The organism is Nonomuraea sp. WAC 01424 (genome assembly GCF_003947315.1).
Lineage (GTDB): Bacteria > Actinomycetota > Actinomycetes > Streptosporangiales > Streptosporangiaceae > Nonomuraea > Nonomuraea spiralis.
This window is the reverse complement of sequence record NZ_QHHZ01000044.1, coordinates 1-12763: the sequence shown is the minus strand read 5'-3', so window position 1 is coordinate 12763 and position 12763 is coordinate 1. Positions and strand designations below refer to the sequence as shown.

Sequence of the window (12763 nt, the reverse complement as noted above, 5' to 3'; positions counted from 1 at the left end):
GCCGGCCACCTTCGGGCAGCAGCGGCTTGAGCCGCTCCCACTCCGCGTTGGTTAAGTCACCTCGACCCATAGGCCCATCGTGACGGCCTAGACACGATCAGTCAGCAGATCTAAGAAACAGCTCCTAGCGGCTCCGTCCGTTCGAGGCTGGCTGCGGCCCTCGTGCGAGCCCGGCCCTGTTTTTGGTGAGAGAGTACGGACGAAGCCCGTTCCGAATTGATTGCAGTGGTGCACGGTGTGCGACATCCAAACCGACGCCTTTGCAACGTAGATTACAACCGAGCCCTCCGGCCTAGATGAGCAGCGTTCGAGCGTCATCGGCACGTGCCCATCGGGCGCACACTGCAGAACATCCTTCTTGTGTGCTGGTGGTACCAAACATGGGATGGGGCGGCCCCATGGTTATCTGGGGTAGTTAGCCTCTTCTCGCAGGTCAAAGAGAGCTGATCTTGTCGGGCACGTAAGGCAAGCAGGCCAGCCGGGGCTGCGATCGATCGCAGCCCCGGCCTGCGGGCTGGAGCCAGTTCGGAGCGGGTCACCGCAGGTCGCTGAGGGTCTTCCCAGGCCCTCTAGTCGTTGTGAAGATCAGTCAGGTAGGGGCGCCAGAACAACGTCGCAACCATTGATGCCTTCATGGAACCCTGTGGCTCAGGCTCGTGAGCCCGCCAGGAGGAGGAACAGCGGAACGCGCCGGCGACGTGCGAGTTCGGCCATGTCGCCAGCAAAGCGATCAGGACGAGGAGGGCATTCGCGCAGCGCGGTGATGGCGAACTGTGCGCGTGTCAGGGCGGTGACGTAGTCCTCGATGGTCCGATGATACCAGGTGACGGTGTTGCCCAGCCAGTCGCGCCGGCGTGCTCCGGGGTGGAAGTAGTCGTCGACGACCCAGTCGGTGCGTGCTTGTTCTGTGCTCCGGCGAGCTTCGTGGGAGGTGATGACAGGGTGTACGACCGTGATCAGCAGTCGTCCGCCTGGTGATAGACAGCGCCGGCAGCCCGCCAGGACGGCGTCGAGATCGTCGACGTAATGCAGTGCCAAGCGGGAGATGATCAGATCGAAGGTGCGCGGTGGGGCGGAGAACCTCTCGATGTCCATCCTTTCCACGCGGCCCGGGGTTCCTGCGAGGGTGGCCTTGGCCGCTCGCGTCATCTCGGTGGAGCCGTCGATGCCGAGGTAACTACGACAGCCAGAGGCGAGCAGGGTGCGGCCGATGGCGGCGTCCCCGCAACCGAGGTCCAGCACGCGGAGGCCGGCGACCAGCCCCAGTTCGTCAAGAAGTGCTGGTTCCTCCATGACGTGGTTGGGACTGTGCACCCCGCTGTGGCGGTGCCGCAGGTAGCGGTCCGCGACCTGCGGCGCGTCGTAGAAGGCGCCTCCTTGAACGGGACGAGGTTCCCCAGGCGTATGCGGTGTGATCACGATGCCCAGAATATGTAGACCTGTTCCGCCGGACAGCAGTGATGCTTTCGACCCAGGAGCCCCAGAGCTTCGGGCGCTTCCCAGACCGTCTCCTGACGTGACCTACTTACCCGACAAACCCCAGATAACCCGTCAGGCAAGCTCGCGGAAGGCCACTTGCCATACTTGCCTGACGGTTCAGCCGGACACTGGATAACTGCCTCAGCTCGGCAGCCCGTAGGGTCCGTTCCAGTTACCGGCGCCAACCACCCACGACACGCAGAGCCTGCCGTCTCGGTCGACCACGAAAGCGTCCAACTGGTTGCTGGTCTGCATGGCGGCAGCGACGCCGGCCCCGGGTGGAGCGATCATCGGCACGCCCTCGCCCCGCGGCTGGCCGGGGCCGGCGGCGACCACGCCGCCGCCTTCGCCGCCTACGAGCGGCAGATCCGCCCGTACGTGACCGACAACCAGCAGCACGGACGCGAGGCGGCCAAGCTGTTCGGAGCCGATTGAGGCGAACGGGAGACCGTCGCCGACGGCGGCACCGCCGTGGCACTGTCCTACCTGTTCGGCCCTACCTGTTCGGCGCGCCGGCCGGCCAGGCTGGCCGAGAACAGCTCGGTCACCCTGATCACCGCCTCCTCGGCGCGGGCCGCGCTGCCGGTCGGCAGGGTCGGCCAGGCCGAGGACGTGGCCCAGGTGGCGCTGCCGGCCACCACCAACGCGTTCATGACCGGCCAGGTGATCGAGGTCAACGGCGGCCTGACCCTGCCCACCGGCCGCTGACCTCGCGGCAGACCACGCCACAGCCGTACGACATGAAGGGGTTGGAGGTGCCCGGGTCTTCCTCGAAGACGACCCGGTCCTCAAATCCCCCGATCGCACGGGTTCATTGGACGTTCAGCGTTGCGGTGCGGTGCACCAGGCCGTCCAGGATGAGTGTCAGGCCGGCCTCGAACGCCGACTCGTGGTCGATCACAGGCATGTCCGCCGGTCGATCCGAGCCGGCGTCCGCCTGTTCCGCCTGTTCCTCCAGGACGCTGCCGACCGTGAACCGACCGGCGGCCAGCATCGCCATCTGGGCGTCCCGCTCGGGCACTCCGGAGCTGATCAGGAAGTCCATCTTGCGGCGGATCCGGTCGAGGTCGTTGGCGGGGGCGCTGCCCGCGTGGAGGCGTGCGCCGTCCCTGCGCATCAGCAGGGTACGCCGGAAGCTTCGCGTGTTGTCCAGGAACCAGTCGTGCCAGTCGTCGTCGGGCGTCGGCAGCCGAGCGGACGCATGCGGTGCCATCGCCGCCTCCGCCATGGCGGCGAGAAGGTCCTTCTTGGTACGGAAGTACCAGTAGAGGGAGGGCTGTTCGACGCCCAGCCGCTTCGCCAGCCGCCGCGTACTGACCGTGTCCAGCCCGACCTCGTCGAGCAGGTCGAGTGCTTCGGAGACGACGATCTCGCGGTTCACCTTGGTCACGTTGACAAATCTATCACTGATAGATGACTCTGGAGAGGAATCATTCACTGATAGATTTTTGGGGATGAGATATGGCCAACCGATCGGGAGCGCGCCCCCTGCGGGTCCTTGTCACCGGCGGCGGGATAGCGGGCCAGGCGCTGGCTTTCTGGCTCACGCGGGGCGGCCACAGGGTGACCGTCGTCGAACGCTTCCCGGCCCTACGGGCCACCGGGGCGCAGGTCGACCTTCGGGGACAGGGCATCGAGGCCGTCGAACGGATGGGGCTTCTTGACGCCGTCCGCGGCAAGCTGGTGGACGAGGCGGGCGTCGCCTTCGTCGACGAGCGCGGCAGGACCAAGGCGACGATCATGGCCAACACCTCCGGCCAGGGCCGGCAGACCCTCACCTCCGAGTACGAGATCATGCGCGGCGATCTGGTACGCATCCTGCACGACGCCTCGAAGGACGACGCCGAGTACGTCTTCGGCGTGAGCGTGGACGGCTTCGAACAGGACGAACTGAAGGTCGTCGCACACTTCTCCGACGGGTCCTGTGGCGAGTTCGATCTCCTGGTCGGCGCGGACGGCCAGGGATCACGCATTCGGAGGGCGATCCTCCCCGCGGGCTGCGACCCGTACTGGCGGGTCGGCATCCACATGGCCTACTGGTTCGTCCCGCGCATCGCGTCCGACAGCAACATCCGGGACACCTACATGGTCCCGGGCGGCCGTCAGATCATGCGCCGCAGCCACAACCCGACCGAGACCCAGGTGTACTTCGTGATGCGGGAGGAATCCGAGGAAGCCTCGGCGATCCACCGGGAACCCGTCGAACACCAACAGAAGTTCTGGGCGGGCAGGTTCCGCGACGCGGGCTGGCAGAGCGAGCGCTTCATCGACGGCATGCGGACGAGCCCCTTCTTCTACTCTCAGGAGATCGTCCAGGTCCGTACCGGCACCTGGTCCAAGGGCCGCGTGGTCCTGGCCGGCGACGCCGCCCACTGCGCCTCCCCCTACAGCGGCATGGGCATCTCCGGCGGCCTGGTGGGCGCCTACGTCCTGGCCGGCGAGATCAACCGGCACCCGGACGACCTGCCGACCGCACTGGCGAACTACGACAGCGTGCTGCGGCCCTTCGTCGACAAGATCCAGGGCGAGGTGAATCCGCGTCTCCTGCGCCTGGGCATGCCGATGACCCAGCGTGCGATCGACGCCTTCCAGGCCGCCACCGCACTGGCCTGCTTCCTGCACCTTCCCGACCTCGCCGCGCGCTTCTCAAAGGAGGACCGCGGCGGCAGCTGGCAACTCCCCGAGAACCCGACGCCGATCAGGGATCCCGACAACAAGGCAGAAATTTTCAACGAAGCCGCTTCTGACCTGTGATAACGCCAGATCTCCCGGCTGGCGTAGCGCCGTGTTCACGGCGTTGGATCGCGATGCCAAAGACAGTGGACAGCATGGCCTCATCGGTGACGGCGGCGCCGCCGGACGAGCCTCAAACTTCCGCGCAGCTTCTCGTCCTGCCGTACCGCACGGCGCGTGCCGCTACCGGTCGTTCGGCTGTTCCCCTAGATCGGACGCGCAGGAGATGATCAACGTGATGAGGTCGCCCATCGGGGTCAGGAGATCCGGATAGGCCGCGGCGTTGAGGTCGTACAGGCGCAGGGTGCCCTTGCGGCGCACCGTCAGCAGACCCGCGTCGCGCAGGATCTTGAGATGGTGGGAGGTCGCGGGCTGGGACAGCTCCAGGTGCGCGGCGATGTCGCCGACGCTGCGCGGGGCCGCCGACTCCAGGAGGTGGACGACGATCTCCTGCCTGCGCTCGTCCCCCAGGGCGGTGAACAGCGGCCGGGTCCGCGCGAACAGCGCGAGGACGTCCCGGGCGTCGATCGAGCCGCTCATGCCGGCAGCCTGTCGCGCACGGCGGACAGCCGGCCGACCGGCAGCGCCCTGGCGGCGCCTTCGGCGATCCAGCCGTCCAGCATCATCCGCGTCTGCGCGCTCACCTTCGTGAAATGCGTCTCCAGGTAGCGCCGCAGGTCGAAGGGGAGCAGCCACGGCAGCACGCGCAACCCCAGGCCCACCGCCCAGGACGGAACGGGGAGGGAAGCACGCAGCCCGTACTGGGCGGAGACCACGGCGACGGCCTCTCGGACGGCCGCGGCGGCGCGCCGCAACCCCCTGCTCGACGCGGGCAGCCGCCAGCCGGAGGACTCCAGCTCGGCGATGTAGGGGATCATCCGGGCGGCGGTGAGCTCCCCCGTGCCGGCCCGCGTCACCTGCCTGGCTCGTACGCCACCGGCCCGGAGCGCGGCGACGACCTGCGGGGCGCGCGCTCCGGTGACGCCCGTCGCCGAACCCGGCGGCACCCAGTACGCCACCCCCGGCCCGGGAACCTCCCGGTCCAGCGGCGCCTGGTAGGCGAGCAGCATCGGGGTCACCTGGACGATCTGCCCCTGCGGCCAAACACGGGCAAGGGTGCGCAGATCGCCCGGATCCTGCCCGATGGTGACCACCGTGGCCGTTCCGGTCACCGCGCGCAGCGCATTCGTCCACTCGCCGCGCAACGCGGGCGAGTCCACGCAGAGCCACACCATGTCCCACCGTACGCGGGGCGGCTCGCTGATCACCTCGTACGGCACGATCCGCTCCCTCACCGGAGCCCGCCCCCACCGGAGCCGGTACAGCGACGCCCCCTCCCAGCCCTCCCGGCCCGGCCTCACGAGATAGCTGACCTGAGCCCCGGCCGCGGCCAGCCACGCCCCGAACACCTGCCCCAACGCCCCGGCCCCGACAATCAGCACCTTCGACATCTGTGCTCCATAGATCTAAATATTTGGATGTATGGAGCATCATCATGGCAGACGCTGCCGGTGTCCGCGTGCGCCCCCTTCGATCAGGTTTCCCCGACCCCGTCCCGCGGTCGGCCAGCAGCCCCGCTGCCCACGATCCACAGGTTCCGGTCAAGCAGGACACGATCGACGCGATTCTGAGCGTGCGGGGCGGGCTCGGTGACCGACACGCCGTCGTCGGCCAGGCGGCACAGGATGTCCGGTTCGGGGAGGCCGACAGCTTGACGCGCCCGCTCAACTCTCGAAGGCCCGTACCGCAGCGGCGATCGGCTCGAGCTCCGCGGCCAGCCCGGCGAGCTCGTCCACACTGAGCACGTCGTACGCCGGCACGGCCAGCTCATCGGTGAGCGCCTCGATCCGCTGCCTGGTCTCCCGGCCGGCGTCGGTGAACCCGCCGGCGGCGTCCACGAGGCCACGCCCGCGCAGCCCGTCGACCACGGCGGTCAGCCGCGCCTTGGGCAGGTGGTGGATCCGGCCGAACTCCTCCGCCCTCATTCCTAGGGAAACAGCCATGAGGACATGGGCCTCGGTGCCGCCGATGCCGTGGGCGAGGAGGGCGGCGTTGTGGCCGTCCCCGCGGTGCTCCCGCAGCAGCGTCGCCGCATGCCAGAGCCTGGCCACCGGCTCCTCGGGCACGTCGAGCGCCCGCAGCCCGGCGTACAGTGGTCGCCCCTCGGTCGGCGCGCTGACCGCCGCCCGGGTGGCGAGGGCCGGGGTCCGCACCAGACCGGGCGAGCCGGCGAGCTCCCCGATCAGCTGCCGCAGGGCTGCGGAGCTGCCACGTTCACGCACGGCGATCGCCTCCTGCGGGGTGATCTTTCCCCACACCCAGGGGATGTGGCGCGCCACCTCGCCGTCGGCGAAGTTGTAGAAGACCGCGTGTACGACCGCGGCCGGTACCAGCCCCAGCGGTGCGGCCCGGCCTGCGAAGTATCCGTCCCAGTAGTTGCGCATGCCGACGGCCAGGAACGCCTCGTTCACCACCTCGGAGAAGGTGACGGTGGCGATCGGCTCGACGAGCTCGAACATGCGGTGGATCTTGCCCTGTGGGTGCTGCTGCATCGCTCGGCATCTTCCTCGGTCGTGACAACTGGTCGTGACAGCGCCCTCGCGGGCGACCGTTCACCCTGGCTACGAACGACGCGGCCCGGATACGACAACTCCGGTCGATAATTTCCGGCCCGATTCTGCCGGGCAGCGTCGGTGTCACTCGGACTCGGTTGCCGCGGTCTGCTTGCCGTCTGGTCCAGGCTCGGCCCGTGCTCGCCACAGGTCATGTCGTCCATCCGTTTGCTCCGGACGTACGCCGATGAGCCTGGACCAGCGGAAGCTGCCGCGACACGCACCGGGGCATGCTGAGCTGGCGCGCGATGCTGCGCAGCCTGTGGCCCAGTTGCTTTGAGCTCATGGATGCGGGCGTGCTTGGCACGGGTGCGGTCGGCGAACCAGGTGGAGCCCCTCGGCCGCGATGATGCTGTCGTTGTGAGGTCAGGCCGCGGATGGGCGGTGGCGGGCGACCGTCCGCTCCACATAGGCGCCGGCCTGGTCGCGGCAGATCACGTTGATGTCGGGGCGACGAGTGAGCGACGGTACCGCGGCGGGTGGCGAAGTCGTCCACGCCCAGCACCGTCACCCTGCGCTGGTCAGGTCATGAAGTCGTGGGTGGTAGTGGCTCTGTCGTCTCCTCGACGACGTGGCGCATCGCTGGCATCGTGCATCCTCTGCCGGCGTTCGAGCAGTGATCAAGACTCCCTTGTCCGGAGATGCCGCTGAGAAGCTCGAACACCGGCTGAGCCGGGGCCGCGGCGAGGGCCTCCTAACGGATGGACGTACCGGTTGCCTGTGCTTGTCGGCGGGCGTCGTCTGCGGGGCTTCCGAACGGGCTTCCACCGCCAACCTCCAGGTAGTCGCGCAGACTCGTCATGTAGTGCCGCCAGCTGCGGCTGCACATGCCGAAGCACTCCAGGTCCTCACTCAGACCTCGGTGGCGGAAGACGAGCTCAGATATGTCGCCGTCGACCGGGATGATGGTGAACGTGGGCCTGGTGCCGACCCAGTCAGGCAGGAAGGGGCAGTCGATGACGGTCCATCGCACCGACGTCGGCCGACTCGCCTCCTCGACGTGGATCACGAGTGGCTCGGGGGCGTTCATGAGGAACTGGAGCTCGCCGCCGGTCGCTCCGGACCCGGTCGCCGGGTTCCACCATGCCGCGAGCCCTGTGATGGTGGTGAGCGCGTCGAAGAGGACGTCAGGAGAGGCTTTCACCCGTACAGTCGTCTGGTAGTCCGCAGTGCTTGTCATGGGTAGGTCCTTTCAGTTCGAATGCTGGTTGTTGTGGCGCGGAACAGGGGCAGGCCCGTCAAGGTCGGGGAGCCGCCAGGTGAACCCGTACACCACCGGTTCCCTCGGCCCGTTCGACCCGCATGTCAACAGCGAGCCCGCTCCTGACTGTCATCTGGGCGGCTCCGCCGGGTCGCAGGTCGATTGCCACCCTTTCCTCGAACTGGGACGACCGGCCTTCGGATGTGGTGAGCGCGACCCGCACCAGCTCAGGAGGGCTCGTGAGCTCCACGCTCCGCTCGATCCAGTCGGGGAATGCCATCACAGCCTCCAGCGCATAGCAACCAATCGGTTGCTATAGTATGGCAAGCAGCCGGTTGCATCAAGGTCTAGCAGCGGCGCCTCCCCGCCAGGCCCCGGAGAGGCGGATCCCCCCCTCTCTGGCAGACCGCAGCCCTCCCCAAGGAAGATCCGGTACCGCCAAAGAACAAGAGGCCGCAGCAACCACGGACAGCGGGAAGCGAGGCGGTGAACCCACCACCTTCTACGGCACGGGAACCACCCACCGCCACCCCGGACACAACCCCACCAGCAACAGGCGGACCCGGCAGCCCGGTCACACCCCTCGCTAGGGTCTCCATCCAGCCCTTGCAACGATCCGACCAGCCGCGGGCGACACCAAGCCAACCCCCACACCACAAGCCAACCGAACCACCCGAAACGAACGCATAGACCAGCCCTCCACCTGCGCCCGCCCTTGGCCCGGATCCGCGGCAGACCGACACCTTCCACGACAGCGCCATCGCCGAACGCCTCGGCCCGGGCAACACCTCCCGCACCCCGCCGTACGCGCTCGGCGCCGGCCATCCGGCCTCCGACCCCAACCCCGACTCCGCAGCCGCCACTCGGCCCGCAGGCCCGATCACCCCATCCGACACGATCACGGCGGCATAGCGGGACACCCATCCCGCCAGAACCTGCCCAGATCGACCGACACTCCCGCACCACGATCGGCCCATCAACACCACACTCGCCGCACACGCCAGGGTCACCCCCTGAAGCCCAACGTGCCGCTAGCGGCTCATGCCGCTCCGGGGGAACCGTTTCTTGCATCCGCTGCACGAGGCCCTCCCCGCACCCACGAGGTGCCCGGTCTTTTTGGTGAGTGAGTACGGGCGAAGCCCGTTCCGCTAATTGATTAATGAGTGATCAATGTTCACCAACCCGACGCCTTTACAATGTAGATCACGTCTGTCGGTAGTCCGAGACCGACGAGGACTGCTCGAGGCCTGGCAGCTGGTGGTGGAGACCATCCTGCCGATGCCAGACGATGAGATGGGGCAGGCTGCGCGAGCGGATCGGCATGCACCGGCTGCGGGACCGCCTGTTGGACCCGGAGCCCCTCTACACCCTGCGCCGGTTCACCCCGAACAGTTGAATCCGTAGGCATCTCGGCTTTCGCTCTTGCACGACTGCGGACGCGAGAGACTGGTGAAGTCCGCCGCCAAAGAGCACTGGCTCTACATCACAATGGCGGTTGTTGATTCAGACTTAGGAGCCAAAGCGTGAATCTCGACAAGACGGTTCACCCAAGGACGATGATCAATGTCCTCAAGTGCACATCGCTGGCGTTGTCCATACTGTTCGCTCTTTCAGGATGCGGAACTCAGTGGTTCCCCAACTGGTTAGAGGTGGAAACGGCCGCCATCGATCAAGTTCGTGAAATCGGCGAGACGCTGGCACAGGCCAATGCCGAGCTCACATATGACGGTACAGTTCAAGTCGTGGACATCGTATTGCTGGATGTCGGTACAGCGACCTCCGATGAGGCACTGGAAGTCGCACACAACCGTTTGCTGCAGCAAGGATGGCGAGACAGAGGAACAGGGCCGAATTTGATTCAGATGATGTCTCCGAGATGGGAGCAAGTAGCCCTGTCAATTGGCCCCATAAGTCGACTTCGCTCCCTTAAAGTGCAGTTGGATTCCAAAACAGAGCAAATGCTGCGATCCGGATCATCCAGAATCAACGGCTTCGTAGTCATAGATCTATCTAAGATGGCCTAATCGCCCTCGTGTCCCCCTTTCTGGCGGGGAGCCGGGCTTTCGGGGGTGGGAGTGGGCTGTGCAGCAGTTTGCTTCTGTCACCGAAGGTGCGCCGGCGCGTTCTGCCATCGTCATGACCAGTCTGCCTGTCCCCCGCGCGGCCTTCTTGAGTCACCACCGACGCTAGTCGGTGGTGACTCAACGCTCTTGGGGTTGCTCACCCACTACCTCGGCGAGCACAGCCCCACCAACGCCGAGCGCGGGCGCCTGGCCGTCTTGCTGGCAGGCATGACATTAAACGACACCTACTTCATACGAGCAGTCGTGCATTGAATGTCGAGCAATTGGCCGACGGCTTGCACGACAGACTTCGGAACACGGCCGGATCAACATCAGGGCGTCCACTCATCCCGCTTCTGAGAGAGCAGCCGTGATCAACAATTGCGCAGCTGAGCTCGAGGGCGGGAGCACTCATCACGGATGGAGCTCCCATCCCGTGTAGACCACGCAGAAAGGGCTCAGATCATGAACAGACTTCTCGCCACCCTCGCCCTGGTGGGCAGCGTCGGACTCTCCCTGTACGGAGGGTCGGCCACAGCTTCCGCCTCCACCGTCTCCACCGCGAGCGCAGCCGACTCCCTGTCGGGATCCTGCGAAGCCCCCTACATCGGCTCCGACAACAGGGTGCACGTCTTCTGCACCGGACCCGGCATCGCCGACCTGCACGTGCAGTGCGCGTGGGCCTGGTGGCGGGACGCCCAGACCAACATCACCAACGACGGCCGAGCAGAGCTCGCTCTGGGTTGCGGCTGGTCCCCCATCACCAGCTACTACGCCGAGATCCACTAGGAGAATCACGATGAGCATCAAGAAGATCATGGTGCTGGTGGGCGCGGCAAGCATGCTCCTGCTGGCAGCACCGCCCGCCACGGCAGCGCCCTCAAACGCCACCGTGACCGCGATCGCGCCGTCAAGCGAGGCGGGCATCCTCAGCTGGCGGTACTACGGAACCTACGACAACCTGGTCACCTGCCAGGCAGCCGGAATCGTAGCCGTCTTCTGGGACGGCTACGCCGACTACCACTGTGACGGAGACGGCGACGGTAGCTACGAGCTCTGGGTGAGATAGGCATGAGAGTCCGCGGTCCTCCTCTTCAGGAGGGCCGCGGATGGTCCGCACCACGGGAAACCTCCGGCGGACTCAGCGACCCCCTGCCCACACGCCGGCAGCCGCCGAGCAAGGAGGCTGGGCAACCCGACCTGACCGCCGATCAAGCCCCACGAGGTCCAGGCCGGGACGTCGACGTCACGCCGTACCCGAAGGGCCGCCCGACACGGCCAGGTCCGCCAGGGAGACTTCACCTCCGGCGTAGCGGCGGATGGAGCGTTGGGCGGGATCGGGCAGTTTGGGTTGCTTGCCCTTGGGCTTGCCGTTCTTCTTGGTCAGGGCCATGCCTTCCCGGGTACGGATGTGTCCGAGATTGGCCTCGACCGGGCGCCCAAAGCCAGGAACGGGTCTTCCCAGTCGTAGACGGACGCGTCCAGGCCGAACAGGACACGGCGGGCCGGACAGCCCGGTGAGGATGTCGTTGGCCTCGGCCATGTTGTGGGCGAACCGGTCGAACTTCGTCACCGCGAGAAGCCGCGGTCGGCGGGGACGCCGAGTTCGAGCAGGTGCTCGGTGTGGACAGTGACGTCCTGTTCGTCGGTGCTGCAGCGGGCGTAGCCGACACGCCGTCCCGAACACCCGACCGTCAAACTGGGGCCTTTCTTGTCATACTCCAGAACCGTCCTTCCATTTCCTGCGGCGATACTCGGCTCAGACCGCGCCGTCCCCTTGTGGCTGGTTCAATATCCGTTCATGCATACCCACGATGTGCAGGTCGACGGCGACCTGGTGCGCAAACGCTTCATCGACGGCAAGCCTGGCGGCGCTGAGCGGGAATGGCGGGCGCTGCAACTGCTGGCGGAGCACGCGCCTGGGCTCGCGCCCTCACCCGTGGAGTACGGGACCGATCTGGTGGTGATGTCGCGCATCGAGGGCACTCCACTCTTGCTGCTGTCTGCCGTGCCGGAGAAAGAACTGGTGGAGGCGGTGGACCGACTACACAGCGCCGTGCCCCGCCAGGTACTCGACCGGGTACCGGAGCGGTTGTGGCCGGTGGAGCGGCTCAGAGATCAGTTGCTCGTGTGGGCCGGGCGGTGGCAGCCGAAGAACGAGCTCGCGGACCAGGCGGTCAGAGAGGGCGCGCGGTGGCTGTCCGGGTGGGAGCCGGGCGAGCGTGGGGTTCGGCCGGTGTTCGGGGCCAGTGATGGCAACACGGCGAACTTCCTGTGGGACGGCGCGCGCGTCAGGATTGTCGATTTCGAGGAGTCAGGGCGCAGCGATCGGGCGACCGAGGTCGCGGAGATGGCCGAGCACGTGTCGTGCTGGGTGCGTGGGGAAAGAGAGGTGAGTTTCGAACTCGATTCCGCTGAGGAACTCAGGCTGTTGGAATGCCGCAGGCTTTTCGCGTTGCTGTGGGTCTTCCTGCTCAAGGATGAGGGGCCGAGAAATCCGCCCGGTACGTTCATGCGAGCGGTCGGACGGGCTTTGGACCGGCTCGGTTACTGACCTTAAAAGTGTGGTGTCGCAGATAGCTGACGGGTGATGATCGCCGAGGTACGCCATCGTCATGCGATACGCGCAGGGTGGCGGGCTGACCGCCGAGCGGCGAGCTTTCCGCGAAGGGTTG

At 66.7% G+C, this 12763-nt stretch carries 15 protein-coding genes; 6 read left to right on the top strand and 9 right to left on the bottom strand.

From position 1 onward, the window contains the following. Positions 1–648: 648 nt before the first annotated feature. Both DMB42_RS52565 and DMB42_RS52560 read right to left on the bottom strand, forming a co-directional pair. Positions 649–1419, bottom strand: coding sequence for a class I SAM-dependent methyltransferase (locus DMB42_RS52565; RefSeq protein ID WP_125649885.1), 771 nt, complete (start codon positions 1417–1419; stop codon positions 649–651). 201 nt (positions 1420–1620) lie between these two features. Then, a complete protein-coding gene (locus DMB42_RS52560; RefSeq protein WP_125649882.1) occupies positions 1621–1878 on the bottom strand; it encodes a hypothetical protein in 258 nt (85 codons plus the stop codon). Positions 1879–1950: 72 nt separating this feature from the next. Between DMB42_RS52560 and DMB42_RS52555 the strand changes: the two genes are divergently transcribed. Then, positions 1951–2187 (top strand): hypothetical protein, encoded by a 237-nt coding sequence (locus DMB42_RS52555; RefSeq protein ID WP_125649879.1) that lies wholly within the window; start codon positions 1951–1953, stop codon positions 2185–2187. 103 nt (positions 2188–2290) lie between these two features. On the opposite strand, the gene DMB42_RS52550 is transcribed toward DMB42_RS52555, so the two are convergent. Further along, positions 2291–2869: a TetR/AcrR family transcriptional regulator C-terminal domain-containing protein gene (locus tag DMB42_RS52550; RefSeq protein WP_125649876.1), complete on the bottom strand. Its 579-nt coding sequence runs from the start codon at positions 2867–2869 to the stop codon at positions 2291–2293. Between the two features lie 71 nt (positions 2870–2940). On the opposite strand from DMB42_RS52550, the gene DMB42_RS52545 reads away from it, so the two are divergent. Beyond that, entirely contained in the window at positions 2941–4233 is a 1293-nt protein-coding gene (locus tag DMB42_RS52545; RefSeq protein WP_125649873.1) for an FAD-dependent monooxygenase, read from the top strand. Positions 4234–4395: 162 nt separating this feature from the next. Here the strand turns inward: DMB42_RS52545 and DMB42_RS52540 are convergent, their stop codons facing one another. From DMB42_RS52540 to DMB42_RS52525, 4 genes are all read right to left on the bottom strand, one after another. Continuing rightward, positions 4396–4752 carry a helix-turn-helix transcriptional regulator gene (locus tag DMB42_RS52540; protein WP_125649870.1) on the bottom strand — a complete coding sequence of 119 codons (357 nt, stop codon included), beginning with the start codon at positions 4750–4752 and terminating at the stop codon, positions 4396–4398. Further along, positions 4749–5663, bottom strand: a complete 915-nt coding sequence (locus DMB42_RS52535; RefSeq protein ID WP_125649866.1) for a ketopantoate reductase family protein — start codon at positions 5661–5663, stop codon at positions 4749–4751. The genes DMB42_RS52540 and DMB42_RS52535 overlap by 4 nt, the downstream gene beginning before the upstream one ends. 273 nt (positions 5664–5936) lie before the next feature. Then, positions 5937–6764, bottom strand: a complete 828-nt coding sequence (locus tag DMB42_RS52530; RefSeq protein WP_221762764.1) for a MarR family winged helix-turn-helix transcriptional regulator — start codon at positions 6762–6764, stop codon at positions 5937–5939. Between the two features lie 754 nt (positions 6765–7518). Further along, complete coding sequence (locus DMB42_RS52525) at positions 7519–8004, bottom strand: SRPBCC domain-containing protein (RefSeq protein WP_125649863.1); 486 nt, start codon at positions 8002–8004, stop codon at positions 7519–7521. Positions 8005–9548: 1544 nt separating this feature from the next. Here DMB42_RS52525 and DMB42_RS52520 point away from each other — a divergent pair. The 3 genes from DMB42_RS52520 (at position 9549) to DMB42_RS52510 (ending at position 11157) form a co-directional block, all read left to right on the top strand. Further along, a complete protein-coding gene (locus DMB42_RS52520; RefSeq protein WP_125649860.1) occupies positions 9549–10049 on the top strand; it encodes a hypothetical protein in 501 nt (166 codons plus the stop codon). Positions 10050–10553: 504 nt separating this feature from the next. Then, positions 10554–10877, top strand: a complete 324-nt coding sequence (locus DMB42_RS52515; RefSeq protein WP_125649857.1) for a hypothetical protein — start codon at positions 10554–10556, stop codon at positions 10875–10877. 10 nt (positions 10878–10887) lie between these two features. Continuing rightward, the gene (locus DMB42_RS52510; RefSeq protein WP_125649854.1) at positions 10888–11157 is read left to right on the top strand and encodes a hypothetical protein; all 270 of its coding nucleotides are present in this window, start codon (positions 10888–10890) and stop codon (positions 11155–11157) included. Positions 11158–11334: 177 nt separating this feature from the next. Here DMB42_RS52510 and DMB42_RS52505 read toward each other — a convergent pair whose 3' ends face one another. Further along, a complete protein-coding gene (locus tag DMB42_RS52505; RefSeq protein ID WP_221762763.1) occupies positions 11335–11661 on the bottom strand; it encodes a hypothetical protein in 327 nt (108 codons plus the stop codon). After that, entirely contained in the window at positions 11658–11786 is a 129-nt protein-coding gene (locus DMB42_RS55895; RefSeq protein WP_260478457.1) for a hypothetical protein, read from the bottom strand. Before DMB42_RS55895 ends, DMB42_RS52505 begins: the two co-directional genes overlap by 4 nt. Positions 11787–11889: 103 nt before the next feature. Here DMB42_RS55895 and DMB42_RS54610 point away from each other — a divergent pair, with 103 nt between their 5' ends. After that, complete coding sequence (locus DMB42_RS54610; RefSeq protein WP_221762762.1) at positions 11890–12642, top strand: phosphotransferase family protein; 753 nt, start codon at positions 11890–11892, stop codon at positions 12640–12642. The last annotated feature ends 121 nt before the right edge of the window (positions 12643–12763 follow it).

Coding starts and splice junctions, on each gene's coding strand:
- DMB42_RS52515 (WP_125649857.1), top strand. CDS start 10,554: ATGAACAGACTTCTCGCCACCCTCGCCCTGGTGGGCAGCGTCGGACTC.
- DMB42_RS52545 (WP_125649873.1), top strand. CDS start 2,941: ATGGCCAACCGATCGGGAGCGCGCCCCCTGCGGGTCCTTGTCACCGGC.
- DMB42_RS52510 (WP_125649854.1), top strand. CDS start 10,888: ATGAGCATCAAGAAGATCATGGTGCTGGTGGGCGCGGCAAGCATGCTC.
- DMB42_RS54610 (WP_221762762.1), top strand. CDS start 11,890: ATGCATACCCACGATGTGCAGGTCGACGGCGACCTGGTGCGCAAACGC.
- DMB42_RS52535 (WP_125649866.1), bottom strand. CDS start 5,663: ATGTCGAAGGTGCTGATTGTCGGGGCCGGGGCGTTGGGGCAGGTGTTC.
- DMB42_RS52525 (WP_125649863.1), bottom strand. CDS start 8,004: ATGACAAGCACTGCGGACTACCAGACGACTGTACGGGTGAAAGCCTCT.
- DMB42_RS52530 (WP_221762764.1), bottom strand. CDS start 6,764: ATGCAGCAGCACCCACAGGGCAAGATCCACCGCATGTTCGAGCTCGTC.
- DMB42_RS52540 (WP_125649870.1), bottom strand. CDS start 4,752: ATGAGCGGCTCGATCGACGCCCGGGACGTCCTCGCGCTGTTCGCGCGG.